This is a genomic window from Paraburkholderia sp. 32, assembly GCF_050435345.1.
GTDB lineage: Bacteria > Pseudomonadota > Gammaproteobacteria > Burkholderiales > Burkholderiaceae > Paraburkholderia > Paraburkholderia tuberum.
The window spans coordinates 1,394,460-1,417,743 of record NZ_JBNDKD010000002.1; the positions used below are offsets into that span (position 1 = coordinate 1,394,460).

Annotated in this window: 30 protein-coding genes; 16 read left to right on the top strand and 14 right to left on the bottom strand. The window is 60.3% G+C overall.

Annotated elements, in window-relative coordinates; genetic code table 11:
* Position 1: 1 nt before the first annotated feature.
* Positions 2-193: a DUF2783 domain-containing protein gene (locus OKW26_RS21700; RefSeq protein ID WP_013094246.1), complete on the top strand. Its 192-nt coding sequence runs from the start codon at positions 2-4 to the stop codon at positions 191-193.
* A gap of 10 nt (positions 194-203) precedes the next feature.
* Here the strand turns inward: OKW26_RS21700 and OKW26_RS21705 are convergent, their stop codons facing one another.
* Together OKW26_RS21705 and OKW26_RS21710 are read right to left on the bottom strand one after the other, a co-directional pair.
* Positions 204-1,058 (bottom strand): IclR family transcriptional regulator, encoded by an 855-nt coding sequence (locus OKW26_RS21705; RefSeq protein ID WP_184073859.1) that lies wholly within the window; start codon positions 1,056-1,058, stop codon positions 204-206.
* Between the two features lie 5 nt (positions 1,059-1,063).
* Entirely contained in the window at positions 1,064-1,867 is an 804-nt protein-coding gene (locus tag OKW26_RS21710; protein ID WP_429355119.1) for an IclR family transcriptional regulator, read from the bottom strand.
* A 205-nt stretch (positions 1,868-2,072) separates the two neighbouring features.
* Between OKW26_RS21710 and OKW26_RS21715 the strand changes: the two genes are divergently transcribed.
* Positions 2,073-3,032 carry an MBL fold metallo-hydrolase gene (locus tag OKW26_RS21715; protein ID WP_429355120.1) on the top strand — a complete coding sequence of 320 codons (960 nt, stop codon included), beginning with the start codon at positions 2,073-2,075 and terminating at the stop codon, positions 3,030-3,032.
* Positions 3,033-3,119: 87 nt separating this feature from the next.
* On the top strand, positions 3,120-3,272 hold the full coding sequence (locus OKW26_RS21720; RefSeq protein ID WP_429355121.1) for a hypothetical protein: 153 nt from the start codon (positions 3,120-3,122) through the stop codon (positions 3,270-3,272).
* On the opposite strand, the gene OKW26_RS21725 is transcribed toward OKW26_RS21720, so the two are convergent.
* Positions 3,269-3,544, bottom strand: coding sequence for a hypothetical protein (locus OKW26_RS21725; RefSeq protein WP_429355122.1), 276 nt, complete (start codon positions 3,542-3,544; stop codon positions 3,269-3,271). The genes OKW26_RS21720 and OKW26_RS21725 overlap by 4 nt on opposite strands.
* A 6-nt stretch (positions 3,545-3,550) precedes the next feature.
* Positions 3,551-4,312 (bottom strand): hypothetical protein, encoded by a 762-nt coding sequence (locus OKW26_RS21730; protein WP_429355123.1) that lies wholly within the window; start codon positions 4,310-4,312, stop codon positions 3,551-3,553.
* A gap of 290 nt (positions 4,313-4,602) precedes the next feature.
* Here OKW26_RS21730 and OKW26_RS21735 point away from each other — a divergent pair, with 290 nt between their 5' ends.
* Positions 4,603-4,965: a hypothetical protein gene (locus tag OKW26_RS21735; protein ID WP_184058927.1), complete on the top strand. Its 363-nt coding sequence runs from the start codon at positions 4,603-4,605 to the stop codon at positions 4,963-4,965.
* Here OKW26_RS21735 and OKW26_RS21740 read toward each other — a convergent pair.
* The 7 genes from OKW26_RS21740 to OKW26_RS21770 form a co-directional block, all read right to left on the bottom strand.
* A complete protein-coding gene (locus tag OKW26_RS21740; protein WP_184058929.1) occupies positions 4,955-5,230 on the bottom strand; it encodes an immunity protein Tsi6 family protein in 276 nt (91 codons plus the stop codon). The two genes, OKW26_RS21735 and OKW26_RS21740, sit on opposite strands and share 11 nt — an antisense overlap.
* Positions 5,231-5,243: 13 nt before the next feature.
* Positions 5,244-5,498 carry a polymorphic toxin type 46 domain-containing protein gene (locus tag OKW26_RS21745; protein ID WP_184058931.1) on the bottom strand — a complete coding sequence of 85 codons (255 nt, stop codon included), beginning with the start codon at positions 5,496-5,498 and terminating at the stop codon, positions 5,244-5,246.
* On the bottom strand, positions 5,402-6,406 hold the full coding sequence (locus OKW26_RS21750) for a polymorphic toxin type 46 domain-containing protein (RefSeq protein WP_184058933.1): 1,005 nt from the start codon (positions 6,404-6,406) through the stop codon (positions 5,402-5,404). Before OKW26_RS21750 ends, OKW26_RS21745 begins: the two co-directional genes overlap by 97 nt.
* A 40-nt stretch (positions 6,407-6,446) precedes the next feature.
* Positions 6,447-6,695 (bottom strand): hypothetical protein, encoded by a 249-nt coding sequence (locus tag OKW26_RS21755; RefSeq protein WP_429355124.1) that lies wholly within the window; start codon positions 6,693-6,695, stop codon positions 6,447-6,449.
* Positions 6,695-7,891 (bottom strand): hypothetical protein, encoded by a 1,197-nt coding sequence (locus tag OKW26_RS21760; protein ID WP_429355125.1) that lies wholly within the window; start codon positions 7,889-7,891, stop codon positions 6,695-6,697. Before OKW26_RS21760 ends, OKW26_RS21755 begins: the two co-directional genes overlap by 1 nt.
* A gap of 59 nt (positions 7,892-7,950) precedes the next feature.
* Positions 7,951-8,682 carry an IS6 family transposase gene (locus OKW26_RS21765; RefSeq protein WP_429354294.1) on the bottom strand — a complete coding sequence of 244 codons (732 nt, stop codon included), beginning with the start codon at positions 8,680-8,682 and terminating at the stop codon, positions 7,951-7,953.
* A gap of 497 nt (positions 8,683-9,179) precedes the next feature.
* Entirely contained in the window at positions 9,180-9,725 is a 546-nt protein-coding gene (locus OKW26_RS21770) for a hypothetical protein (protein WP_429355126.1), read from the bottom strand.
* 219 nt (positions 9,726-9,944) lie between these two features.
* Between OKW26_RS21770 and OKW26_RS21775 the strand changes: the two genes are divergently transcribed.
* The 5 genes from OKW26_RS21775 to OKW26_RS21795 all read left to right on the top strand — a co-directional run bounded on the left by OKW26_RS21775 (position 9,945) and on the right by OKW26_RS21795 (position 13,824).
* Positions 9,945-10,658 (top strand): DUF3577 domain-containing protein, encoded by a 714-nt coding sequence (locus OKW26_RS21775; protein ID WP_429355127.1) that lies wholly within the window; start codon positions 9,945-9,947, stop codon positions 10,656-10,658.
* Positions 10,659-11,315: 657 nt separating this feature from the next.
* Positions 11,316-11,987 (top strand): hypothetical protein, encoded by a 672-nt coding sequence (locus OKW26_RS21780; protein WP_429355128.1) that lies wholly within the window; start codon positions 11,316-11,318, stop codon positions 11,985-11,987.
* Between the two features lie 128 nt (positions 11,988-12,115).
* Positions 12,116-12,556, top strand: a complete 441-nt coding sequence (locus tag OKW26_RS21785) for a DUF6573 family protein (RefSeq protein WP_429355129.1) — start codon at positions 12,116-12,118, stop codon at positions 12,554-12,556.
* A gap of 105 nt (positions 12,557-12,661) precedes the next feature.
* The gene (locus OKW26_RS21790; protein ID WP_429355130.1) at positions 12,662-13,093 is read left to right on the top strand and encodes an antirestriction protein; all 432 of its coding nucleotides are present in this window, start codon (positions 12,662-12,664) and stop codon (positions 13,091-13,093) included.
* A 212-nt stretch (positions 13,094-13,305) separates the two neighbouring features.
* Positions 13,306-13,824: a DUF1643 domain-containing protein gene (locus OKW26_RS21795; RefSeq protein WP_429355131.1), complete on the top strand. Its 519-nt coding sequence runs from the start codon at positions 13,306-13,308 to the stop codon at positions 13,822-13,824.
* 254 nt (positions 13,825-14,078) lie between these two features.
* Here OKW26_RS21795 and OKW26_RS21800 read toward each other — a convergent pair whose 3' ends face one another.
* On the bottom strand, positions 14,079-14,246 hold the full coding sequence (locus tag OKW26_RS21800; RefSeq protein WP_429355132.1) for a hypothetical protein: 168 nt from the start codon (positions 14,244-14,246) through the stop codon (positions 14,079-14,081).
* A gap of 32 nt (positions 14,247-14,278) precedes the next feature.
* Between OKW26_RS21800 and OKW26_RS21805 the strand changes: the two genes are divergently transcribed.
* From OKW26_RS21805 to OKW26_RS21815, 3 genes are read left to right on the top strand one after another with little or no spacing between them, the layout of a single operon-like run.
* Complete coding sequence (locus OKW26_RS21805) at positions 14,279-14,719, top strand: hypothetical protein (protein WP_429355133.1); 441 nt, start codon at positions 14,279-14,281, stop codon at positions 14,717-14,719.
* Between the two features lie 26 nt (positions 14,720-14,745).
* On the top strand, positions 14,746-14,970 hold the full coding sequence (locus OKW26_RS21810; RefSeq protein WP_429355134.1) for a DUF4224 domain-containing protein: 225 nt from the start codon (positions 14,746-14,748) through the stop codon (positions 14,968-14,970).
* Between the two features lie 2 nt (positions 14,971-14,972).
* Positions 14,973-16,079: a tyrosine-type recombinase/integrase gene (locus OKW26_RS21815; RefSeq protein WP_429355135.1), complete on the top strand. Its 1,107-nt coding sequence runs from the start codon at positions 14,973-14,975 to the stop codon at positions 16,077-16,079.
* A 320-nt stretch (positions 16,080-16,399) separates the two neighbouring features.
* On the opposite strand, the gene OKW26_RS21820 is transcribed toward OKW26_RS21815, so the two are convergent.
* A complete protein-coding gene (locus tag OKW26_RS21820) occupies positions 16,400-17,110 on the bottom strand; it encodes a FadR/GntR family transcriptional regulator (protein WP_429355136.1) in 711 nt (236 codons plus the stop codon).
* A 220-nt stretch (positions 17,111-17,330) separates the two neighbouring features.
* Here OKW26_RS21820 and OKW26_RS21825 point away from each other — a divergent pair, with 220 nt between their 5' ends.
* The 4 genes from OKW26_RS21825 to OKW26_RS21840 all read left to right on the top strand — a co-directional run bounded on the left by OKW26_RS21825 (position 17,331) and on the right by OKW26_RS21840 (position 22,467).
* Entirely contained in the window at positions 17,331-19,115 is a 1,785-nt protein-coding gene (locus tag OKW26_RS21825; protein WP_429355137.1) for a gamma-glutamyltransferase family protein, read from the top strand.
* Positions 19,116-19,184: 69 nt separating this feature from the next.
* Positions 19,185-20,612 carry an MFS transporter gene (locus tag OKW26_RS21830; RefSeq protein ID WP_429355138.1) on the top strand — a complete coding sequence of 476 codons (1,428 nt, stop codon included), beginning with the start codon at positions 19,185-19,187 and terminating at the stop codon, positions 20,610-20,612.
* A 38-nt stretch (positions 20,613-20,650) separates the two neighbouring features.
* On the top strand, positions 20,651-21,214 hold the full coding sequence (locus OKW26_RS21835) for a GAF domain-containing protein (protein ID WP_429355139.1): 564 nt from the start codon (positions 20,651-20,653) through the stop codon (positions 21,212-21,214).
* On the top strand, positions 21,211-22,467 hold the full coding sequence (locus OKW26_RS21840) for an MFS transporter (RefSeq protein ID WP_429355140.1): 1,257 nt from the start codon (positions 21,211-21,213) through the stop codon (positions 22,465-22,467). The genes OKW26_RS21835 and OKW26_RS21840 overlap by 4 nt, the downstream gene beginning before the upstream one ends.
* A gap of 98 nt (positions 22,468-22,565) precedes the next feature.
* On the opposite strand, the gene OKW26_RS21845 is transcribed toward OKW26_RS21840, so the two are convergent.
* The gene (locus OKW26_RS21845; RefSeq protein ID WP_184061758.1) at positions 22,566-22,901 is read right to left on the bottom strand and encodes an RcnB family protein; all 336 of its coding nucleotides are present in this window, start codon (positions 22,899-22,901) and stop codon (positions 22,566-22,568) included.
* Positions 22,902-23,284 lie beyond the last annotated feature (383 nt).

A 23,284-nucleotide genomic window follows, 5' to 3' on the forward strand; every position in this document is an offset into this window, starting at 1 on the left:
CATGACCAAGCTGAACATCGAAACGAATATGGCCGATCCCGATGCGTTCTATGAAAAGCTCATCGACGCGCACAATGGACTGACCGACGAGCAAAGCCATTTCATGAACGCAAAGCTCGTGCTGCTGCTCGCGAACCACATCGGCGATGCCGACGTGCTGCTCGAAGCGCTGGCGCTGGCGCGCGCGGATTGACGACCCAGGCTCAGCGCCCGATCCAGCCGAACCGCCACGACAGCCGTCGTGTCGTGGCGAGCAGCCTCTGTGCGGTCGTGCCGTGCGTGCTGAAATCAAAGCCGCCCGACGGACCGATCACCGCGACCACCAGACTGACGCTGCCCGTATGATCGAACACGGGCGCGGCCAACGCGCCGATGCCCGGCACCGGCGCATCGAGTGCGTCATCGATGCCGTCGCTGACAACCTTCGCACGACGTGCCAGATAGGCCGGGGCCAACGACGGCGGGCCCTTTTTCGGCGCCACGAGCACTTCCGCAACCGGCGCGCCCGCGAGTCTGATCGATTCCTGCGACAACAGCCCGACCAGTACGTCGTCCGCAAGATGCGCGGCGAACACGCGCCCTATCGCCGTGTTGACGAGCGACATCACGGTGCCCACGCGCAGGCTCACGTGTTGTGGTCTCGCCGATTCTTCGAAACGGATTACCGTAGGACCCAAAGGTCCAAGAATCGCCACCGCGACGCTCATGCCGGACTCCGCCGCAAGCGTGACGATCTCCGGTTCGGCATCGCGAATCGGCGACATGCGCTGCAACGCGATCAGGCCGAGCTCCATGCCGAGCGGTCCCGCACTGAAAAGACCGGCGTCGTCGCGGCTCAGCAAGCCGACCTTGAGCAGACTCACCAGATGCGGAAACGCCTTGGCGGCGGGCATATCGGCGGCCGCGGCCAGATCGCGCAGCGACAGCGGACGGCCGGCGGCAACGAGTGCCAGCAGGAGTTCGCCGGTGTTGTCGAGCGCGCTGATTCCGCGCTGAGCTTTCGTGTCGTTGAGTTGGGGCGTGTTCGCGTCGGACGCGTCCGGGGTTTCGATCTGCATGATTCTCAGCTGGGTGTGACCAGCGCTTCGGTGATACGTCGGGAAGTTTCGAGCAACTGACGCGCGACCACACCGTCCCACCCGACTTCGATCGAGCCCGACGAGCCGATCGCCGTCAACGCGAGTTGCATCCGTTGATCGCCATCGAACACCGGCACGCTCAGACTGCTGATGCCCGGACTCGGCGCATCGATACCTCGCTCGATGCCGCGCGCGCGGATCTCATCGAAGCGTTTGCGCCACTCCGCGCTAGTCGGCCCTTTGGCGGCGCGGCCGCGCGCCGGCGTCGGGTCCGCCGAATGCGCCTGGCTTCGCGCCATTTGCGCGACCTGCTCGGGCGCGCAGAACGCGCAGAATACGCGGCCCGTCGATGTCGCTTCGAGCGACATCACCGTGCCGATGTGCAGATTGACATGCAGCGGCGCACCGCTGCGCTCGTATCGGACGATGGTCGGGCCCTGCACGCCCGCCACGCAGATCGCCACGCTAAGACCGATCCGCTCCGCGAGCGAAGCCGCGTGGGCAGCCGCGATGCGATAGACCGGCTGCTGTTCGATATGCATGAGGCCAAGCCGCAACGACAGTGGCCCCGGCTCGTAGTTGCCGGTCAGGGCATCGCGCTTGACGAGGCCGAGGCGCGTCAGGCTCACGAGATAGGTATGCGCCTGCGCCGACGACAGTTGCGCCTCGCCGGCCAGTTCGGTCAGCCCGAGCGGTTCGCGCTGTCGCGCCAGCGCCTGCAGCAGACGTCCGCCAACCTCGACGCTCTGAATCCCCCGCTGTTTCTTTTCGCTTGTCGTATCAGCCATCGTGTTGTCCGCCCTTGACCCGAAGGAGATTCGGCCCGTCCGGTGTCGCCCGTGGAAGGCCTAGATGGTATCCGATCGGACCGTGCCGACCAACCAACGGAGTTTACCCTAGCTTAGTGAATGACAAGGTATTTTGTCATTGACAAATCACAACATGACAACGACTATTAGTCATCCCCCAACGAGTCGTGAGACGGAGACAGAAATGGCGAAGGCTTTCGCATCCCAGGCCGATCTGGAAGAAAAGAAGATCACGTGGACCCAATTGTCGGAAAACGCGTATGCGTATACGGCCGAGGGCGACCCCAACTCCGGCGTGATCATCGGCGACGACGGCGTGCTGATCGTCGACACCACCGCCACGCCGGCCATGGCGCAAGACCTGATCGCGAAGATCCGCAGCGTCACCGACAAGCCGATCAAATACGTCGTGCTGTCGCACTATCACGCGGTGCGCGTGCTGGGTGCGTCGGCGTACTTCAAGGAAGGGGCACAGCAGGTGATCGCCAGCCGCGGCACCTACGAAATGATCGTCGAGCGCGGCGAAGCCGATATGAAGTCGGAGATCGAACGCTTCCCGCGTCTTTTTGCAGGCGTCGAAACGGTACCCGGTCTGACATGGCCGACGCTGGTTTTCGAAAAGGAAATGACGCTCTTTCTCGGCAAGCTCGAAGTGCGCATCGCGCATCTCGGCTCGGGCCACACGAAGGGCGACACGGTCGTCTGGCTGCCGTCGCAGAAGGTGTTGTTCTCCGGCGACCTGGTCGAGTATGAAGCGGCCTGCTATTGCGGCGACGCGCAACTCGAACAATGGCCGACGACGCTCGAAGCACTGCGCGCCCTGAACGCGGAGAAGCTGGTGCCGGGTCGCGGCCCCGCGCTGCTGTCGCCGGCGGAAGTGAACAAGGGCCTCGATTACACGAAAGACTTCGTCACCATGCTGTTGCAGGCGGGCCGTGACGCATTCAAGGACAAGCTCGATCTGAAGGGCGCGATGGCGCTCACGCGCAAGTCCATGGACCCGAAGTTCGGCAACGTCTTCATCTACGAGCATTGCCTGCCGTTCGACGTGTCGCGAGCCTACGACGAAGCGAGTGGCATCAGCCATCCGCGCATCTGGACCGCGCAGCGCGACAAGGAAATGTGGGACGCGCTGCAGAACTGATCGTACTGTGCATTCGGGGAAAGGCCGTTCGGTCTTTCCTCACTTCCGTTTAGACCATGAAGGCGCGCTCCGCACGCGGAGCGCGACATGCAGCATTCCCTCGATGGCAACGCTATTGGCTGCGCCGCGCCCGTCGCGAGTGACGATTCGGTGTTCAAGAAGGTCGCGTGGCGCGTCGTGCCGTTTCTCTTTCGAAAATGCAATGGATACGATGTGCGCAACGCCTACCGTGACCTCTAATCCGCATTGGGAGTAACCGCTTGCGCCGATGCCTCAGATACACTCGCCGCTTGTCGCACTACGTCGAAGTTCGCCAGCGCTACCTCGAGGTTGGCGTTAAATTGCAGGGACCCATCAGGATAGCGCAGCAGCGACCCTGTGTTCCCCATCGATACTTGACTCGCGGCAATGCCGTTATCGTCCTTGACCTGAGTGTCGTTTCCGTTGATCTCATACTTGCGCTGCAGGCTCTCGGCCACCAAACGGCCCATCTGCGCAATACCATCATGCATGCTTGCTCACAGCAGACGGCCATTGTTGTCATTCCATATCGCGACGTTCTGCGTCGAATCTTTGCCAGAGGTCACTAGCTTGGCGCGGTACGTGATACTGGCCCGGTACACTGAGTTCTTCGGGGCAACCGCTAGTCCGTTGTCGGGTGCCGTCGCTTGAACGATTGGCTGCAGTTTGGCCGCGGCGCGAGCCTTGGAGCTACGCGGAAACAGCAGACTGCGTGTCGAAAGCTCAAATGTGGAAAAATCAGGCGATAGGTGATAGTCAACAGTCACGAACATCACAGAGCCTGACTGCGAGGCGATGAACAATTCATTATAGTCTTGGTCCTTTACATCCTTAGTCACTTCAACGCGCTCGACTTGCATCTCCGGCGCTTCTCGAAGCGCATTCAATATCGATTCGCGCATCTGCTGGTCGAAATTTAGCTCGACCAGTTGGTCCTTTAGAGGATGGATCGTTTCCTCAGCGCTCTTAGCACGCGAAGCATTGATACCTGCGTCCACCGCGCCGAGAGCACCGCCACAGGCAGCGGCCAGTAGAATGCCAATGCCGGGAATCACCCCACAGGTCGCGGCCGCAGCCAAGCCCGTGGTCGACGGGACGAACGCCGCATACAACTCTGGTTGCGCGATACCCACCCGAACTTCGACGGGTTGCATGGTTGTCAGAACATCGTGCTCCACAGACTGGGTGAGCGGCGGGCGAGCACACCCGGTAAGAACAACGAGACTCGCAAACATTGCGACAGCACGGATTTTCTTCAAGATACTCCCTTTTCTTTGATTTATATTACAAATTCAAGCTCGATCGGCTGCGCGAGCTGCTGCCCGTGAAGCTGGTGATAGAGGAAACAACCTTCGAGAAACCACCGGTACCCGAACGCAGGCCCGGCTAATGCCTACGCTCGCGGAAACGACAAACCCACTTGGTATTCTTCACAGATAAAGCCATCCTCGGCCGGATTGTGCGGTGTCCGATCCGAAGACCAATACCGCAATGACGGAATTTGGCTTTGTATGTCATTGCGCACTGCCGCGGACATTCGGCTTGTCATGTGAACGACCTGTTTCACCTTGGACCATCCTTCCGCGATCTCTTTGACCGAGTTGCCAGCCGCAACCGCGATCTGAACTGCAAGGTCGATATGCGGGGAAAGACACCAACATCAACGGGATCGACATCCACCGTCAAGGAGTACTGCGCTTCCGCGTTGACGCCCGCGCTAATCGCTCCTGTGCCTGCAAAAGAGGCCCACATCTGCGAACCAAGCAAGCCACCTGACCTGAAGATCGGTGCATCACCGCCGAGCATTTCGCTCGCGAGTGCTGCACGCCCGCCGTTGATGAGCGCGGTGATTCCCATTTTGATCGGTACGGCAACTCCCATCTTGAGGATACTCAATCTGCCTAAACCTTAAGCCCCTTTGCTGCTTTATATGCAATCGCTTGTGCAGCATGCAATGCTTTTGCCAGCTCAGGATCGTTCTCTTCGAACTCCCGTGCAGCAAAGTGCCCCACAACTATTTTTTTCAGGCGCGTGCGATCTTTATCGTCCCCTCTCAGAACGGACAGCAAATACTCTAACTGGGCCACAGTCGAAGCAAATATCTCGAACCCAGAGGCTGCATTCAACCTTGCTCTCGCAAGAGCCAACGCTTTCTCTACTGTTTCTATTGCGGTCATACCTTTCCCCAAATCATCGTGGAACCAGCACAAACACTGGTTTCTGCGTAGAGAACAATTGGCGTGCCCCACCAACGGCCGGGTACGACTGCCCCTTGACCGACCAGAAATCGTCTACGGCCGCCGATGTACTGCGCAGCATAGTTACCGGCTCTGCGGTCCTGTAGGAGTTCAGGATTTTCGGCTCAACAGTTTGTGTCGTCCGATTAAAACCAAGTGGACTGATGCCAAGCTCGGCCGGCTGAGCGGACGAACAAACGAGTACCAATTACCTTGTGGAGCTCCTGGCGTCTGGTATTGCCATAATGACCGTCCAGTACCGATGGTCTGCATTTCAACGCATTTAGTGAAGTCAATACCCATCATATACGATGGAATACTGGTTTCCGGTACACCCTGCGACACGAAGAAGTTAGTTGCCGTTTCTTGGCGCCCTCGAATGTTAATGTCAAGATTCAAATTTCCTGTGCGATCAAACTTGTCATTTAGATAAGCACGCCGCAATGCTGTTGCATCAGATGTAATGTCCCTCACAGCCTGCCCAGGTAACATCGCATCAAGCAGTCCCGTCCCCTTCATGGCGAGTTGCTCCGTCATCCCGAACATGCTCAACGCAAATCCCGTCGCATTACCCGAGCGCGCCGCGAACGTATCCTCAGCCTGGAAATACGGAATCTGAGGCGTCTTGCCACTAGCCGCACCCGGCGGGAAGACTCCAACCGCTTCAAGCCCACCCACTGCCACATGATCCAGTTCAAACCCGCCATTCACAAACTGGATTGGTGTGTTGGCCAGACCCATCACGAAGTTGACGCTGTCCGATGCCGCCTGCTTCGCATACTCCCACGCGAGCAACGTATTGTCCGGATTGCCGCCCGTATCCGCCAGCATGATCGGTCGCTGCCGATCCGGCAACCCCATCGATGGGCCAAACAGCGTCGACGATGCGCTATATGACGACTCACTGTTATCAACCAGCCCACCATACACACCGAACAGCGGCGCATTGCTGCTGTATGCGGGTGCGACGAACCCGATGCCCACTCCACCAAGACCACCCGGCAGAATCTGACCGGTCACGCCATCGATCGCCTGCTGCGTGCTCAGCGCCGTCGTGTCACTCGCTGCGACGCGGTCCACCACCATATTGCCAATCGTCGATGCGATCGCATCCATCGCAATGGCGCCAACATTGCGCCCATCTTTGAAACGGTATTTAATCCGTGTTCAAGTACCCGGCTTCCTTGAGGAAGTGTGCGATTCCAATATTCAAATCCGCATCTGAAATCCCGTCTACTCGTCCTACGCCCTTCCAGCGGCGAATGAGTTGGATTGCGGCACCATCAATTTCCGGGAAGCGATCAACTAGTAAACGACATAAATCCCGTGAAGTAAACGTTGGATTGGAAGACAAGATCTCTCCAAAGAGATCTGAAGCGACTACGCCTTTGATTAGCTCATCCATCATCGACCAAGCTTCATAAAGTAAGCAAATTGAGTATTGGAAATGACTGGATCTGGCACGATTACTGACGTATATCCATAACTCGACGCTAACCTGCCAGTCCATGTATTGAGCGCAGCATTTTCCTTGCTCATCCCTGCAGCCAAGTTCCGCGCATACTCAGCGGCATTGACACTGTCCGTTCCTGATACCCATGTACCGGTAATGCCATTAACCTCAATTCCTTCTCTATCCAATCTCAGCATCATACTGGCAAACATATCTTTGCCAGAGCCGAGTTTCGCTACATCGCCGTTAGCACGAATCTCAAACGAGAGACGCTGGCTTTGATCGATGTATGCGTTCAGCCCATGGCTCCCGTATTCTGCGTCGAGATAGTCAATGCTAACTCCCCCACCATATCTATTGATTGAGAATTGGTCGCTAACATCGAGCCGTGGGATAGGAGGTCCAACCCGTGAACTGATCGCCATGTCCTCGGGTAGTGCATACATCCGAAGCCCCGGCGCCGCGCGTTCGAACATACCTTCAATCTGCGGCCCAAAGCTCTCGCCCGCCGACCGCAACATTGCCTGGCCCTGCTGCCTTGCAAGCGTTACCGCTCCACTTTCGAATGCACCAACGCCGAGCGTACCGGCGTTAATCACCAGGTCTTCCTTTGTCCGCTGAAGTTGCCCCGGGCTACGCATCTCGCCAGTGACCGGATTCAGGCCGAACTGGGAGAACAGTGCAGCAACGTCGCCAGCCTTTTCAGCGGCACTATATGCAAACCCAAGGATGGCACCGCCCGGCGTATCCGCCACGCTCGGATCAGACAGCCGCTCGCGCATGCTCAGCGGCAAGGCACGAATTTCACCAGCTTCTCCGCGCGACCCAACACCCGTAACCAGAACGTTCAGTTCGCCCCATCCCGGTCGAACATCGGCCGGGTTCGCCGCCTGCAACTGCATCTCTGCGATACGGGCGATGCGTGCCTGCTGCGCGTTGAACGCAGCACCACCGTACGGACTCGGCGTACCGCTCACATAGCCGCCTGCTGCACTGGCGGCACCAGTCGATGCCGCTGGCCCCTGCAACGCTAGGCTCCAGCCCGCCGTCCCCGCAAACTGATCGCCAGCGCTGACGTTATAGCTCTGCTGCGTCGTCTGTCGAACCAGGTCATCGTAGTTGCCACCGACACCGTACAGCGCACTCATGCTGGTTCTGTCGCGCTAACGATTACAGCTTGAGCAAAGCGTGATATCGGTAGTACTACTCACGCTACCAACGAGTAGAATTGTTCGGCTGCAGTCGGGGCGACGCCATCGTCACACATCTGCCCCTTGCGGATCATGTGTGCGATTTCTATGCCAGACAGGATGATGCGCGCACAGCGGAAATCCTTGAACCCCAGCATCGGTTTGATGATGCGTTTGATGGCACGGTGATCCTGCTCGACGACGTTGTTCAGGTATTTGTTTTGACGGACCTTGATCGGTGTTAAACGCTCGGCATTGAGCGCTTCAAGCGCAGCCAGATTCGCGCCACTCCTGTCCACGGTGATTGTCTCGGGCTCGCCGTTCTGTTCAATCGCCTTCTCGAAGTAGCGGCGCGCCGCGGCCTTGTCCCGATGGGCGCGCAGCAGGAAATCCACCGTATTACCTGTCTTGTCGACGGCACGGTACAAGTATTTCCATTGGCCTTTGACCTTGACGTAGGTCTCATCGACCCGCCAGCTCTTGCCCACAGGCCGTTTGCGTTTGCGGAATGCTTTTTCAAGCACCGGCAGCAGCTTAATAACCCACCGGTGCACGCTCGAATGATCCACCTCGATACCCCGCTCGGCCATCATTTCCTCGAGGTTACGTAGGCTCAGTGAGTACGCCACGTACCACCGCACGCACAGCAGGATCACGTCCAACGGGTAGTGCAGCCGCTTCAGTACCTTGCCAATGCCAGCGGGCAGCGTCTTGCGCGGCGTTTGCGTCTTTGCCATGATGCTTATCATGCGTTGCGGTCCACGGATTTTACTTGACCGCGTTAATGCGACAAAACCCGTTGTACCGTATAGAAATGCGGCATCCCGTCATGGACGAGTCGGACCCAATGGAGTTCTACCTGGAGCGGGCCGAGATCATCAAGATCGACGGTGGACGCCCCCGGCCAGACACCAATTACGCGGCAATCATCCTCACGCGCCTATACTGTGATCGACACGTCGTCGTCTGCCCCGACACGCCAGACTTCAGACTTCTCTCCCGGTCACCGGCCGAGTGAAGCGACGAAACAGGGATGTCGTCTACACGTGAACGTCATACATCCCGCTGCAGTTCGGAGGATGACATGCTCAACTCGGACGATTGGCAGAAAGAGGTTGTCAAGGAAGGCGTGGTAATGTGCCGCGCATGCGGCGCTCCGCATCCGACTATGGGAGCGTGCGCCATCGGAGCGATGACGGTCCACCAGGAATATATCTGCGAGCAATGCGGGCACGCATTCACGGCGCTATATGCGCTCGTCGGGTGCTATGACGGAATTGGCGACACATGAGCGCGGGACTGGAACAAAGGGTCCATGTACTCGCGTAGCAAGATTGCCTTTTGCCTCGTCAGGCCAGGGGCGAAAGGTCGGGTTGACGCAGGCCGTGTTGTACACGGCCTGTACCAAAGCGTCGACAGCCTCAAGGCACGGCTCGTGCCGCGACAACGTGTCCGGAACAACTTCGCCACTCCTCCGCGCGAATTGAATCTCCATTCCCTCATCGAGAACACTCGGGTCGGGATAACGCAGTTTCTCGAATTCGTGGAGATTTTTAACCACGCCGTTGGAGTTGTCGAGCGACGCGCCAGGAAACACCCGCTTGAATCTCTTCCACACGCGCGTCATGTTATGTCCAAGGTTGCGCAACTGGCCGCGTGCCTCATCCAGAGACACTGGCCCCATCTTACGCACAGGAGCGCCCTTCAAATACATTTCGACTGCATGGTGAAAGAGATTTGCGCTGACAGGAGCCTGCCCGCAAAGCAATGCAAACCGCAGGGCCACGCGCATCGCTTGATTTCTCGCAAAGCCTGACTATCACAAAGAACTGATGTAGCCCGCTGGAGCTTGTCCAGCGCCCTTTGCAGTACACCCTTGCGGCTTTGCTCCGTCCCATGTCTGGATGGCCGCAGGTCTGATGTAGACCCGGAGTTTCCTGTCTGCCCGGTTGGGGAATCAACGATTCCCGCCCGGGGCTCGCGATTCCCCTTTTTCTCTAGGAGAATCGCCATGAACCAGACTGAGCAACCCAGAAAGTATTTCGACCTTCATCTGACCGGCCTCGGTTACCTTTCGCGCGTGCGCGAAGTCACCTCGGCTGGGCAGGGTCGCGCCCGGGCCAGGCCGTTTCTGGCCTGTTCGATTGCCGCGTTCCACGGAGATCCCGAGGTTCAGAACGGGATCGTCTACCTGAATCTCGATCTGATCGTCTTTGGCGAAAAGGCCAAAGATGCGATCCTGTCGGTGATGAATGACGCCAATGATCGCGACGTCAAGGTGCTGGTCGGCTTTCGGGCCGGTGATCACTACATCAGCACCTATGAGATCAGGCAGGGGGACCGTGCCGGCCAGATGGGCACAGTCCTGAAAGGCCGACTGCTCAAGGTGTTCTGGATCAAGGTCGATGGAGCGTTCGTGTATCAGGACGAACGGCAGGACGAGCGTCATGAAGACCAGACCGAAAACCCGTCCGAAGACCTGGCCGATCACCCTGACGACGTTGTCTTTCCTGACGGGCATCAGCAACTGGATCCGCCGGCGATGGGTGATGCTGGCTTCGACGACCCAGTCGCCCCTGCCACTCGCGACATGACACAGGTTCAGCGGTCGGATCGTCAGCACGACGACCTCCGCGATCGACGCCCGGCAGGAAACCCTGCCGGGTCTCGCCGCGGAGCCGGCTTCCTGCGACGTGCTGTCCGTCGGACAGGCACTGCAGCTTGAAGTCGGGTTGTCGTCAGCCCCCCTGCCTTGCGCGGGTCATTCCGTGTGTTGGTGCTCGGGTTTTCACATGCAACAGGAGGAAAGTTTTTGATTCGTTATCCTCTATATTGAGATGTAGGTGTCTTTCCAGCTTTTCGGGCGTTTGCGTGTTCGCCCTTCTAAAACACGCCTCGATCCCTGGTTCGTCCGCTTTAAAAAGGCCAGGTGCGATGCCGGTTCGCCGGCATCAACATGCGGTTTCTTGATCCCTGCCTCAGGCGCCTTTGCGCTTTTCTCTCCTGAGGAGTCACAGGACGCCCGTCGCAGCCGCGAAACCGGCTGCGACTTCTCCCTCCCCTGCCACCGCCCATCACGGGGCGATACGTGCTGAACTGCGTCGTCAGTCGGCTTGCTCCAGCGCGACCACCGGGTCACGCTGCGGCAAGCTGGCTTCCCGTGGCTTCCCTCTTCGTGTCCCGACTTCCCTGATCTCCCGGGCCAACGGCGGCCTCGAAACGCCGTGCCGTTTGCGCTCGCTGCGCTAAACGCCCCTGGTCGCGCGCCCGCGGCCAGGGGACATTGGCAGGCGCCCTGCTGTACGGACACCTGCCAATGGACATTTCACCGTTGATCCGCCGGCTGCGGATCCGTCAGGTTACGACGTCACTGTGACCAGACTTGCGGTATCCGCAGTTCTTTTCCGGCGCGTTGTTTCTGCGCGGCTGCGTGCCAGACGGATCGGCATTCGGAATGTTCTCTGACCTGGCTGTTTCAGATCGTCACCGCATGTACCAGGCGGCCATCGATCTGATCGTCCAGTTTTTTCACCCCGAGGGCATGCTTCCCTCAGGGGACGTCCCCTCTTTTTCTGGAGTTTTTAAAATGGGTATGGACGTCTTTGGAAACACCCCTCGTTCCGACAAGGGCACTTACTTCCGCAATAACGTCTGGTGGTGGCATCCGCTCTGGCACTACTGCGAGACGGTCGCGGCCGACATCATCCCAACCGGTAACCTCGGTCATTCAAACAATGGCTGGGGTCTGGACGACGATGGGGCCAGTGCGCTTGCAGAACGACTGGAGCTTGCCCTCCGCTCGGGTCACACACACAGGTACGCCGAGCTGTATCACCAGCGGCTCCTCTCTTTACCGTATCAACCCTGTACGGTGTGCGGCGCTACAGGTCATCGCGCCGAGCCACCTGCAATCGGACCTGGACCTTTGTTGTGTAACTCCTGCGATGGCAAGGGCGAAGTGCCCGATTTCGAGAGGCACTATCCGTTCGACGAGGACAACGTCCGCGAGTTCGCTGGATTCCTTCGAGTGTGCGGTGGATTCCGCATCTGTTAGGTCACGTGTCATCCGCGGTTGACCTTATCTACACCGCGGAACAACGGCCGGCCATTCCGATATTTCCCCCCCGGGGCATTGCATCCCCTGGGGAGCACATGCCCCTTCACCCGTTCAAGGAGCATGTCATGTCTGTCTATTACTACGATGTCCCTGCTTCAGCTACGCCGTCTCCGGACCTTGGACTGACATCACGCGAGCAACGTCTGCGTGACGGCAGGCTGCTGGACCTGTCGCGCATCGCCTGTGAGGCCGGCTTCAGGGCACCTGTTGCGATTTCGAAAGAGGGGTTGGGTGCATGCCTCGCCGGTCTTACCGACGCGGGTCACGATGCCATTCACGCCCCGTGCTCATCATGCGTTGCAGCGCGGCGCATGTGGTCCGTTCTGCGGTCCGCAGCCGCCGAAGTCATGCATCGGCACGAAGACAGGACAGTCTATTTCAGTGCGCGCCTCGAGTCAGACGATGCCAATGCAGCACCGGCCTCCGAGGTTCATCTGAAACTCGTCATCGATGCGGGGACCACTGACCGGCCGGTCGCAACGATCCTGCTGCCCGACCAGGACTAGCCACATCGGGGTCGGCAACGGACCGACCGCTTGCCTTATTTACCGGTCGCGGGGATGCCTCCCCGCCAGGGGACATGCTCCGCGAATTTCTTGCTGGAGAACATCATGCAACCTGATTCTGAAGTCATGACCTCGAGCGCCGTCATCAAAGCCGTGCGTGTTCCTGAATCAAAGCGGATGAACACGCTGCCACGCTATTTGGGGCGGCGGTTGATGACGGGCGAGGCACTGGTTTACCAGTCGCTGCAATCCGTCTGTGATGGCTATTCAGGCGGTTTCTGGGACTTCTTCGAACTGTCCAACGGGGGCTTCTACATGGTCCCTCGCCTGCAGGAGCCACTGCGCATCCAGTGCGCCGGCAATGGCTTCGATGGCGAGATGTCGTGCGACGCCGCCGGCATCGTCGCCTGTCTGATGGCCTTCAATGCCCTTGCCTGGCAGACCCGCGAGGCGCACTTCGGTGAGCTCTTCTACCAGCTGCGCGACTTTGCCGCACAACACGTGGAAGCGCAATCGATTTTCGCCGCCATTGATTGACGCATTGACCATCTGCCTTCTTGTTTTAGTAGCTGCTGGAAGGGCGCCCCACTCCGGGGCGCCGGACCAATGATGCAAACGGGGTCGCACACGACGTCCGCTGGAAGCCGGACTACGGGAAGCTGCGAGACGGTCCACGACGTCACACACATGGCAACGGCGATGTTGAATCACGCAGAGAGGCAAGCCGAAGTGGAAAAGGAGGTGGAAGGATGAAATGCATGACCGAAACGCATCAGATGGTCGAACGCGGCGCGCATCTGAGCGACTGCGGCACGTACCGCTACCGCCTCTGGCGTGAGTGGAACGCCTCACGTCCCACGCTGGCGTTCCTGATGCTGAACCCGTCGACGACCGATCACCTTGTCGACGACCCCACTGTCACCCGATGCTTTGCACGCGCCGTCGCGAACAACTTCGGCCGGCTTGAAGTTGCCAACCTGTTCCCGCTGCGTGCGACCAACTCTGACGAGCTCCTCACGCACCCTGACCCGCTTGGCCCCCGCAATCCGGCCAATGGCTCGATCCTCGATGTGGTCGATCGTGCATCAATGGTCATCTGTGCATGGGGCTCGCACAAAGCCGTGTCGACGCGCGCGCCTGATGTGCTGCACCTCCTTCGCATCACCAGCATGGACGGCAAACTGTTCCATCTCGGCCTGAATCTGGACGGCAGCCCAAAACACCCGCTGTACATCGCGGCTTGTGCTCAGACCATGCAATTCATGTGAAGCCCATCATGAAGACTCGCCTCGACGGGTGGCTCAGGTGCGAATTCGTGCTGCCCGCTGAAGGCCGCGTTCGATCCGGTCTCGACGATTTCCGCCCACAGTGCGCTGTCCGTCAAGCCGTAGTCCTTCCTCAAGCTCAGGTGGCAACCGGGGCGTCCATGCACGTACATCCATCCAAGGGGCGTCAGGCAGACCGAAGGTGGAAGAGGCCGGCGCACGAGCACCTTGAAACACGCAAGAACGCCGCAGTGACTTCAATCACCTGTCTGCTCCAGCACGATCGGCCCATTCGGCTTGCCGACGTTCACAAGCCTGTTCCGTTGACCACAGTGCGGGCAGATGAAGTAGACAGCAAAGTCGTCGATACTCGGCTCAACATCATCGAAAGGGATCTCGACGTGACAACGGATGCACTTCCACATGTCCGTCTCCTGACATTCAAAGGAACAATACTATGAGTGAGACGGACAGTTTGCGCTGCGCCCAGCGGGGCACGGATCGGCGCTCACACCGGACGTCGCCAGTCACTGATCGCGGCATCCACGCGCCGGCGCGCATCGTCACACCAGTACGCGATTGCGCGCTCGATGGCAATTTCAACTCCTGCCGCAAGCATGCGGATCGGCAACTCGCGGAACAGCACCTCGCCGCCGCGTGCGCGGACGATCATCATACCGATCACTATCGTACCCCCGCCATTCAGAACGCCAGCGGATTTGGCGTGCTGAGCTGTGCCGTCGTTCCGCTCGGCGCGGCGAGACAGATCGCAGTTCTGATCAAATTGAGAACGATTGTCGGTGTCTACGCCTTTGTGTTTCCACTCACTGGAACGGGAAACGCTGAGTCCGGACAACCGATCGTTCCCAGCGGCCTGCCCGCGTACTGGCCGAATTGAGCGCATTGCGTGAGCCGAGGTATATCATGCAATCGCTTACCCTGTCTGAAGCTGAAATCGTTGAGGCCACTGGCTACCGTCAACCGTGTCGCCAGCTTGCTGCACTTCAGCGTGTAGGTATTCCTGCGGATCGCCGACCAGATGGCAGCGTACGTGTCTGGCGCCACCACATTACAGGCATCGCCTCACAGGCCGCGCAGCAGCAGCGCCGTCGCGAACCGAAGCTCAAGTCTGACCGGGAGGCTAGATAACCATGATCGGAAGAAGAAAAAAGGCGTCCCCCCTGCCCGCGCGTGTCTACGAAAAGCACGGGTCGTACTGGTTCGTCGACGCGGCGCGCAAGTGGCACAAGCTCTGCCGCGTCACCGAAGGCCTCTCTGCGCTGTATACCGAACTCGCGAAGTGCACGCGCGGGTCAAACGAGCAGCCGACTAACACGATGCCCGCTCTGATCGACGACTGGATGCTGAAGAAGTTCGACAAGTACGCACTCTCTACGCGCGGAGAATACCGACGTATGGCCCTTTTCATCAAGAGTGAGTTCGACGACGAATGGCTGATCAGCGACGTGAAGCCCGTGAACATTGCCCGGTTCCTCGACAAGCACTTCGAGACGAAGCCCAACTCGAGCAACAAGTATCGCGCAGTGTTCTCGCTAATCTTCGCGCATGCGATCCGCAAGGGGCTGCGCGAGACGAATCCTGTATCGGAAATTTCCGGTGCCGAGGAAAAGAAGCGCGACCGATACATCACCGACGACGAGTTCGCGGCCGTGCGTGCCGCGGCGCTCACTGGGCGAGACGGCAAGCCGACGGATTCGGGTCCGGTGATAGTCTGCCTGATCGACCTGGCCTATCAGACCGCGCAGCGCATCAGTGATCTGCTCGCGCTCAACTGGCTGGACGTGTCCGACGAAGGCATTTACTTCAAGCCAGCGAAAACCGTGAACAGTAGCGGGGTGCGCCTGCTCATCGAGATGACACCGGACCTGCGCGAGACACTCGATGCTGCGAAGGCCGGCAAGGTCAAGGGAATCGGACCGGTGATCTGCACGCAGGCCGGGAGCAGGTTCACTTACAGCGGAGCGCGGTCGGCATGGAAGCGCGCCTGTCAGCGCGCCCGGGAATCGTATGACAGGAAGTGCAAGGAAGACAGCACCGAAGCCAGCGCGATCTACCTACGCGGCATGCACTTCCATGATCTGCGTGCGAAGGCTCTAACTGACAAGCAGCGCGTCGCCGGCGCCGAAGCAGCGCAGGCACTCGCAGGACATACGACGGCAGAAATGACGGCGCACTACACGAAGTCGCGCGAGGTCGAGCGGGTCAAGCCGGTAGCAATGTTGCGGATATCCTCGTAACGACGCAGTGTCCGGATAACGCCGCCCTGGCCCTTCCAAACTACCCGGTCCATCCTTTTTGGCAGCGCCCTCAGAATCTTCCCGACGATATGATGGTGCTTAACGTCTTTATGGACATGCTGTTCGAATAGTTTGTGGATTGGTAGGTAGTCTCTGCCAACTTCAGGCTGAACCGCGAGCAAGTAATCAAGGCGCAGTTCCATTTCCGCTGGTACATCAGAATACGGCCGAAAAAATCTCATGCCGAGCACTTTGGCGTCTGTGACATCTTTGAAGGACATCCCGGATCGTCACTGCCAAGTTAGACAATACAACCCAAGTTAGACAAAAGGCTCTCCGGGCAGAGCCCGGAGAGCCTTATCAGTCTTGCTCGGAGCAAGAGGATTTGAACCACCGAATCCCTGCACGCTCAGCAGATGCTCGCGCATGCATTGCGCGGCCGCATCCGCATCGCGCGCTTTCAGCGCATTGACGATCGCCTGATGCTGTTGCGCGAAAAACTGCCGCGTCTCCTGCGCGGACGTTTTCTCGCGCACCTCCGGCTTCACCCGCATACCGTTGATCACCTCCATCAACGCAATCAACGCGGGATTACGCGTGGCATGTCCGATCAGCAAATGAAAGCGATGATCCCATTGCTGCCACTCGTCGTCGTTTTTCGCGGCGGCATTTTTGCGTGCGCATTTCTCCAGTTCCTGCAGGTCGTCGCCACTCGCTTTCGTCGCGGCCAGCGCGGCCAGCGCCGGCTCGAACAGCAGCCGCATTTCGGCGATATCCGCGGGACTGGTGCCGGCGCGCAAGCCGCGCAGCGTCGGCGCAAACTTCAGCGGCCGCGCGCCCAGATAGGTGCCGCGGCCGACGCCGCGCCACACGCGCCCCGACGCCTCGAGCGAAGCGAGCGCCGCGCGCAGGTCGCGGCGGCTCAGGTCCAGTTCCTCGGCGAGCTTTCGTTCGGGCGGCAGCGCGTCGCCGTCCTTCAACTGATGATCGGCGATGTAGTCGAGCAGCGCATCCAGTACCGGTTTGTCCATGTTGTCCACTGAACCAATTTGCATTGGTCCCAACGATACCAGAATCGCGGCGGCATGACAGACCAGCACCCGGTGATTTTTGATTCGCTATACTGGGTCGCATGTTGATGGTTAACACCGGGTGCAACCCGGCTTCGTTAGTTTTACGCTTTCATTTTCTCCAATTGAACCACTCCATATTGGTTCTTCCATTCGGACCGTCGTCGCCAAGGAGTCGCCCATGTCGTTTACAACCCGTCCAGAACTGATCGGCACCTTCGGCATGGTGGCCTCGACGCACTGGCTCGCGAGCGCATCGGCGATGGCGGTCCTCGAAAAAGGCGGCAATGCGTTCGACGCCGCCGCAGCAGCCGGCTTCGTCCTGCAGATCGTCGAGCCGCATCTGAACGGTCCGGGTGGCGAGCTGCCGGTGGTGTTCTACAGCGCGCGCGAAGAACGCGTGCGCGTGCTGTGCGGACAAGGCGTGACGCCCGCGCGCATGACGATCGAGCGGATGCGCAAGATGGGGCTCGACGTGGTGCCGGGCACGGGCCTGCTGCCCGCGGTCGTGCCGGGCGCATTCGGCGCGTGGATGGCGCTGCTGCGCGACTATGGCCAGTTGCCGCTCGAAGAAGTGCTGAGCTATGCGATCGGCTACGCGGAAAACGGCTATCCGGTGCTGCCACGCATGGCATCGTCGATTCTCGCGATTCAGGACTTCTTCCGCACCGAATGGACGACCTCGGCCGAGCAATGGCTGCGCAACGGCGAGGCGCCGATGCCGAACCAGTTGTTCGCGAATCCCGCGATCGCCGAAACCTACAAGCGCATCCTGCGCGAGGCGAATACGCGCAGCGATCGCGCCGAGCAGTGCGAACGCGCGCGTGATGTCTTCTATCGCGGCTTCGTCGCCGACGCGATCGACCAGTACTTCCGTTCGACCGCCGTGCTCGACACCTCGGGCCTGCGCAATAGCGGTCTGCTCGATGCGGGCGATCTCGCGCGCTGGGAGCCAACCTACGAAGACCCGGTGTCTTACGACTACGCGGGCATGCGCGTGCACAAAACCGGCCCGTGGGGCCAGGGCCCGATGTTCCTGCAACAGCTCGCGCTGCTGAAGGGTTTCGATCTCGGCGCGATGGACCCCCTCGGGCCCGATTTCGTGCACACGGTGATCGAGTGCTCGAAGCTCGCATTCGCCGATCGCGAAGTGTTCTACGGCGACCCGGCGTTTTCGCATGTGCCGATGGACGTGCTGCTCGGCGACGCGTACAACGACGACCGGCGCCGCCTCATCGATCCGCGCCGCGCGTCGTTCGAATTCCGCCCCGGGCTGCTCGGCGACAGCGAGCAGCGCGCCGCGCGCATCGTCGCGAATGCCGGGCGCGAGCAGGCCGGCGGCTTTGGCCAGGGTGAGCCGACCTTCGCGCCGCTGCCCGAATTGCGCGGCGATACCGTGCATCTCGACGTGGTCGACCGCTGGGGCAACATGGTGTCGGCTACGCCGTCGGGCGGCTGGCTGCAGGCGTCGCCGGCGGTGCCGGGGCTTGGCTTCAACGTCACCACGCGCGCGCAGATGTTCTGGATGGAAGAAGGCCTGCCTTCGTCACTCGGCCCGGGCCGCCGGCCGCGCACCACGCTGTCGCCGACGCTCGTCACGCGCGACGGCAAACCGTACGCGGCCTTCGGCACGCCGGGTGGCGACCAGCAGGATCAGTGGTCGCTGCAGCTGTTCCTCAAGCACGTGCATGGCGGCATGAACTTCCAGGCCGCCGCCGATGCGCCCTCGTTCCAGACCGCGCACTTCCCCGGCTCGTTCTATCCGCGCGCGATGCAGCTCGGCAAGATGTCGGCCGAGTCGCGCTTTCCGGACAGCACGCTCGCCGAACTGCACGCGCGGGGCCACGACCTCACCGTCGCGGAACCGTGGGCGCTCGGCCGGGTCTGCGCGGTCGCGATCCGCAACGGTTTGATGCGAGGCGCCGCTACACCGCGTCAGATGCAGGCCTACGCAATCGGCCGATAAGCGGCCCGAAGCATCCATCAGCGCAGAACGCGCGGCCTCGCCGCGCCATTTCCTTCAGGAGAAGTTGCCGTGTCCGCCGTCGCCGCCCGTCTTGAAAGACTTCCCCTGTCGAGCTTTCACCGCAGACTGCTGCTGATCGGCGGGCTCGGGTACATGTTCGACGGGCTCGATTCGTCGTCGCTCGCGTTCCTGCTGCCGGTCGTCAGCAAGCTGTGGCAATTGACGAGCGCTGAGACCGGGCTCGTCGCGAGCAGCACCTATATCGGCTACTTTTTCGGCGCGTTCCTGTCGGGTGTGCTCGCCGACGTGATCGGCCGGCGCCGCATCATGATGAGCGCGCTCGCCATCTATTGCGTCGCGTCTCTCGCGAGCGCGACCGCGCACGACTGGCACACGTTCTTCGCGCTGCGCGTCGTCGCGGGCTTCGGTTCGGGCGCGGAGACGGTCGTGATCGCGCCGTTTCTCGCCGAGTTCGTGCCGCGCCGCTATCGCGGCATTTTCTGCGGCGCGCTGGTCGGCTTCATGTCGTTCGGCTATCTGACCTCGTCGATTCTCGGCTTCGCGGTGGTGCGCAACTTCGTCGACGGCTGGCGCTATCTGGCCGTGATCACGTCGCTGCCCGTCGTCATGCTGCTGTGGTGGCGCCGGACGCTGCCGGAATCGCCGCGCTGGCTCGAAAGCCAGGGCCGCGCGGCCGAAGCGAACGGCATCGTCGGCCGCATCGAAGCGGCGTTCGTCGTGCGTGGCATTGCGCTTGCGCCCGTGACTGCGAACCACGCGCTTCACGCGGTGCCCACGCCGGCCTCGACGCCGGCGCGCGGCAACGCGTGGCGCAACGTGCTCACGCTATGGTCGCCGCGACTCGCGCGCACGACCGCGGTCAGCTGGCTGATGTGGTTCTCGGTCGCGTTCGCGTACTACTCGTTCTTCGCGTGGATCCCGAGCCTGCTCGTCAAGGAAGGGCTGACGATGACGAAGAGCTTCGGCTATTCGATTGCAATCTATGGCGCGCAGATTCCCGGTTACTTCTCGGCGGCGTGGCTCAACGAAAAGATCGGCCGCAAGGCGGTGGTCGCTTCCTACATGCTGTTCGGCGGCATCGCCGCGATCACGCTCGCGTTTTCTCATACCGGCATACAGATCATGACCGCGGGCATCGCGCTGTCGTTCTTCATGAACGGCGCATTCGCCGGCGTCTACGCTTACACGCCGGAAGTGTTTCCCACCGCGGTACGCACGACGGGCACAGGCTCGTCGTCATCGTTCGGCCGCATCGGCTCGGTCAGCGCGCCGATCCTCGTCGGCCTCGTTTATCCGCTGTCCGGTTTCCTCGGTGTATTCGCGATGACCACGACGGTGCTGGTGATCGGCGCATGCGTGGTGTTCTTCCTCGGCATCGAAACGCGCAACCGCTCGCTCGAAGATATCGAGGCGAGCGAACTCGAAGCGGCTCGCGACGCGCGAGGCCAGCTGAACTCCACGCGCATGCACGGCTAAACGCACTGCAACTTTTCACACTTTCCGATGCAAACGCGATGCAAATGATGCAAGGCAACCTGACCGAACCCGCACTGCACGATACGCAGATGGTGGATATCGCAGACCTCGAGGGTCTCGCGCTGGCGATGCGCCTGAAGAACCAACCGCTCGAGCTGTTCCGCGCGGTTCACGCGGTGGCGGCAAAGGCGATAGGCCTAAGCCTGTTCACGATCATGTCCTACGATGCGCGGCGTCACGAGGTCGAACGGGTCTACACGAACCTGCCGGACATCTATCCACTGGGCGGCCGCAAAAAGAAGCAAGGCACCGCGTGGGCGCGACAGATACTTCAGGATCTGAAGCCGTTTCGTGCCGCCACGTCGCAAGGCATTCGCGAGGCCTTCGACGATCATGCGGTGATGACAGGTATCGGTCTCGGCTCGATCCTCAACATTCCGATCGCCTATGATGGCGTGTGCATCGGTACGATGAACCTGACCCACAAGGAAGGCTGGTACACCAGCCGTCATGAAAGCATAGGCCTCCTGATCGGCGCCTTCCTCGTCCCCGCTCTGCTCAAGCAGAATACGGCATCCCCCGCTTGCGCCGCCCGTTCATGAAAACACCATCCGACCTGCAAAACTATCGAGCGGAGACCCATTCCGCCGTCTCGCAAGGCCGCTGGGTGCTGGTCTTCGTGCTCGCCTACCTCGCGCTGATCGCCGATGGCGCCGACGTGATGATGTACGGCCTCACCCTGTCGCGCATCAAGGACGACTTCGGGCTGACCAATGTCGAAGCGGGCGCGCTCGGCAGTCTGACCTTGCTCGGCATGGCGATCGGCGGCATTGTCGGCGGCTGGGCGAGCGATCGTCTCGGCCGCGTGCGGGTCATCGCATGGGCGCTCGCGCTGTTCTCGCTCGGCGCGGGGATGCTCGGGTTCACGCACAGCTTCGTCGAATTCGCGGCGGTGCGCTTTATCAGTTCGCTCGGCATTGGCTGCATGGTGCTGGTCACCACGCTCGTAGCCGAATATGTGCCGACCGAACGGCGCTCGCTGGTACTCGGCATGCTGCAAACCGGCATTTCGGCCGGCTATATCGTCGTGATCGCACTCAGCAACTGGATCCTGCCGCAGTACGGCTGGCGCACGCTGTACTACGTGTCTGCCGTGCCGGTGCTGCTCGCATTCGCGATCAAGTTCGCGGTGCCCGAACCGGCGGCATGGCTCGCGAGCCGGGCTGCCGACCGTGCGAGCAAAACGCGGCTCGTCGACAATCGCTACGCGCAGATTTTCCGCGACCGCCAGGCGCGCACGATGTTCATCCTGTGGACCTTCGCGTCAGTCTTCGTGCTGTCCGGCTTTTACGGCCTGAACAACTGGCTGCCGACGTATCTCGAGAAGGAATTGCACATCAAGTTCAGCTCGCTGACCGGCTATATGATCGGCACATACGTGGTCGCCTTCATCGGCAAGATCTTCGCGGGCTGGCTCGGTGACCGCTGGAGCCGGCGCGGCGTGTACGTGCTCGGCTGTATCGGTGCGGCGCTCTTTCTGCCCGTGATCATTTTCTGGCACACCCACGACAACATTTCCACGCTGATGCTTGTCTTCGGCTTTCTGTACGGCGTGCCACTCGGCACGATCGGCACATTCATGTCGGAGAGTTTTGCGACGTCGGTGCGCGGCACCGCGGTGGGCGGCTCGTATAATCTCGGGCGCTTCTGTTCGGGGGCGGCGCCGATCGTCATCGGTTTTATCGCGACGCAGTTCTCGATCGGACTTGGCTTTCTCGTGGTCGGCGCGGTGTTCTTTTTGAGCGGCGTGACTGCATTGTTCGTTCCCGACCGGCTATACGACACGCAGCATTAAATCGATGCGAAAATGACGAAATCATGTCGTGTCGATGAATGGCCCAGGTTCCGGCGCTAAAACTGGTCGCCGGATAGCCCGGGCACCACGAGGAAGCATTACTGCGTTCCGGCGACAATGTCTGAAATGGTCCAGTTGTTCGTCGTTACGAGCACATAGTCGCCATTGACACCCAGCCATTTGTGCCCACGCGGCGGCGCATTGAGGCCATGTCCGCGCCAGTCGTCCATCATGAAGTTGTAGTTACGGTATTCGGCCGGCACACGTTGACCTTTATGCCAGTCACGGTGCGGAATCGTCGGCATCACTTGCTGACGGCCCGTACCGGCCATCTGGCCGCCGCCCTGGTCCTTCATGGGCCCAGCCGCAATCGCGAGCGCGGACATACCGGCAAACGACAAGGCGACGAGTTGCGCAACAAAGCGATTATTCATATTCGAACCTCCGTGCGGTGGATGAAAGCTCCGAGCATTCACGCGATTGACGTGAAAAGTGATGGTCCAGCTACTCGCAGATTCATTAACTCCAACTTCATTGCAGCGATCGCTGGTCTATCGAATGTAATCCTTGCAAATCGCGAGATATCAAATTCGATAATTCAGGCGCGAAGTCGTTAAAAAGTATAGTAAAAGGAAGTTCGACTTCAAGCCGGACCTGCCCACCACGACCGCGTGCGTCAACCCGGCGAGTAGCGGGGCGATTCGATTCATCGCGTCGATCGTCTGGACGGATCGCGCCGTTCCTGGAGGCGGCGGACGCGCGCGCGGCGCTGTCGCCCGCTCGCCACTTCAGCGAGCGGGCGACACTTTGCCAGTCA

What these genes read in the sequence shown, in the direction of transcription:
- OKW26_RS21760 (WP_429355125.1), bottom strand. Translation starts at nt 7,891, where the DNA reads ATGAGTGCGCTGTACGGTGTCGGTGGCAACTACGATGACCTGGTTCGA.
- OKW26_RS21785 (WP_429355129.1), top strand. Translation starts at nt 12,116, where the DNA reads ATGTCTGTCTATTACTACGATGTCCCTGCTTCAGCTACGCCGTCTCCG.
- OKW26_RS21815 (WP_429355135.1), top strand. Translation starts at nt 14,973, where the DNA reads ATGATCGGAAGAAGAAAAAAGGCGTCCCCCCTGCCCGCGCGTGTCTAC.
- OKW26_RS21825 (WP_429355137.1), top strand. Translation starts at nt 17,331, where the DNA reads ATGTCGTTTACAACCCGTCCAGAACTGATCGGCACCTTCGGCATGGTG.
- OKW26_RS21790 (WP_429355130.1), top strand. Translation starts at nt 12,662, where the DNA reads ATGCAACCTGATTCTGAAGTCATGACCTCGAGCGCCGTCATCAAAGCC.
- OKW26_RS21805 (WP_429355133.1), top strand. Translation starts at nt 14,279, where the DNA reads ATGAGTGAGACGGACAGTTTGCGCTGCGCCCAGCGGGGCACGGATCGG.
- OKW26_RS21765 (WP_429354294.1), bottom strand. Translation starts at nt 8,682, where the DNA reads ATGATAAGCATCATGGCAAAGACGCAAACGCCGCGCAAGACGCTGCCC.
- OKW26_RS21755 (WP_429355124.1), bottom strand. Translation starts at nt 6,695, where the DNA reads ATGGATGAGCTAATCAAAGGCGTAGTCGCTTCAGATCTCTTTGGAGAG.
- OKW26_RS21795 (WP_429355131.1), top strand. Translation starts at nt 13,306, where the DNA reads ATGAAATGCATGACCGAAACGCATCAGATGGTCGAACGCGGCGCGCAT.
- OKW26_RS21845 (WP_184061758.1), bottom strand. Translation starts at nt 22,901, where the DNA reads ATGAATAATCGCTTTGTTGCGCAACTCGTCGCCTTGTCGTTTGCCGGT.
- OKW26_RS21725 (WP_429355122.1), bottom strand. Translation starts at nt 3,544, where the DNA reads ATGCATGATGGTATTGCGCAGATGGGCCGTTTGGTGGCCGAGAGCCTG.
- OKW26_RS21770 (WP_429355126.1), bottom strand. Translation starts at nt 9,725, where the DNA reads ATGCGCGTGGCCCTGCGGTTTGCATTGCTTTGCGGGCAGGCTCCTGTC.
- OKW26_RS21750 (WP_184058933.1), bottom strand. Translation starts at nt 6,406, where the DNA reads ATGGATGCGATCGCATCGACGATTGGCAATATGGTGGTGGACCGCGTC.
- OKW26_RS21715 (WP_429355120.1), top strand. Translation starts at nt 2,073, where the DNA reads ATGGCGAAGGCTTTCGCATCCCAGGCCGATCTGGAAGAAAAGAAGATC.
- OKW26_RS21810 (WP_429355134.1), top strand. Translation starts at nt 14,746, where the DNA reads ATGCAATCGCTTACCCTGTCTGAAGCTGAAATCGTTGAGGCCACTGGC.
- OKW26_RS21840 (WP_429355140.1), top strand. Translation starts at nt 21,211, where the DNA reads ATGAAAACACCATCCGACCTGCAAAACTATCGAGCGGAGACCCATTCC.
- OKW26_RS21710 (WP_429355119.1), bottom strand. Translation starts at nt 1,867, where the DNA reads ATGGCTGATACGACAAGCGAAAAGAAACAGCGGGGGATTCAGAGCGTC.
- OKW26_RS21835 (WP_429355139.1), top strand. Translation starts at nt 20,651, where the DNA reads ATGCAAATGATGCAAGGCAACCTGACCGAACCCGCACTGCACGATACG.
- OKW26_RS21800 (WP_429355132.1), bottom strand. Translation starts at nt 14,246, where the DNA reads ATGTGGAAGTGCATCCGTTGTCACGTCGAGATCCCTTTCGATGATGTT.
- OKW26_RS21720 (WP_429355121.1), top strand. Translation starts at nt 3,120, where the DNA reads ATGCAGCATTCCCTCGATGGCAACGCTATTGGCTGCGCCGCGCCCGTC.
- OKW26_RS21740 (WP_184058929.1), bottom strand. Translation starts at nt 5,230, where the DNA reads ATGACCGCAATAGAAACAGTAGAGAAAGCGTTGGCTCTTGCGAGAGCA.
- OKW26_RS21820 (WP_429355136.1), bottom strand. Translation starts at nt 17,110, where the DNA reads ATGGACAAACCGGTACTGGATGCGCTGCTCGACTACATCGCCGATCAT.
- OKW26_RS21705 (WP_184073859.1), bottom strand. Translation starts at nt 1,058, where the DNA reads ATGCAGATCGAAACCCCGGACGCGTCCGACGCGAACACGCCCCAACTC.
- OKW26_RS21775 (WP_429355127.1), top strand. Translation starts at nt 9,945, where the DNA reads ATGAACCAGACTGAGCAACCCAGAAAGTATTTCGACCTTCATCTGACC.
- OKW26_RS21700 (WP_013094246.1), top strand. Translation starts at nt 2, where the DNA reads ATGACCAAGCTGAACATCGAAACGAATATGGCCGATCCCGATGCGTTC.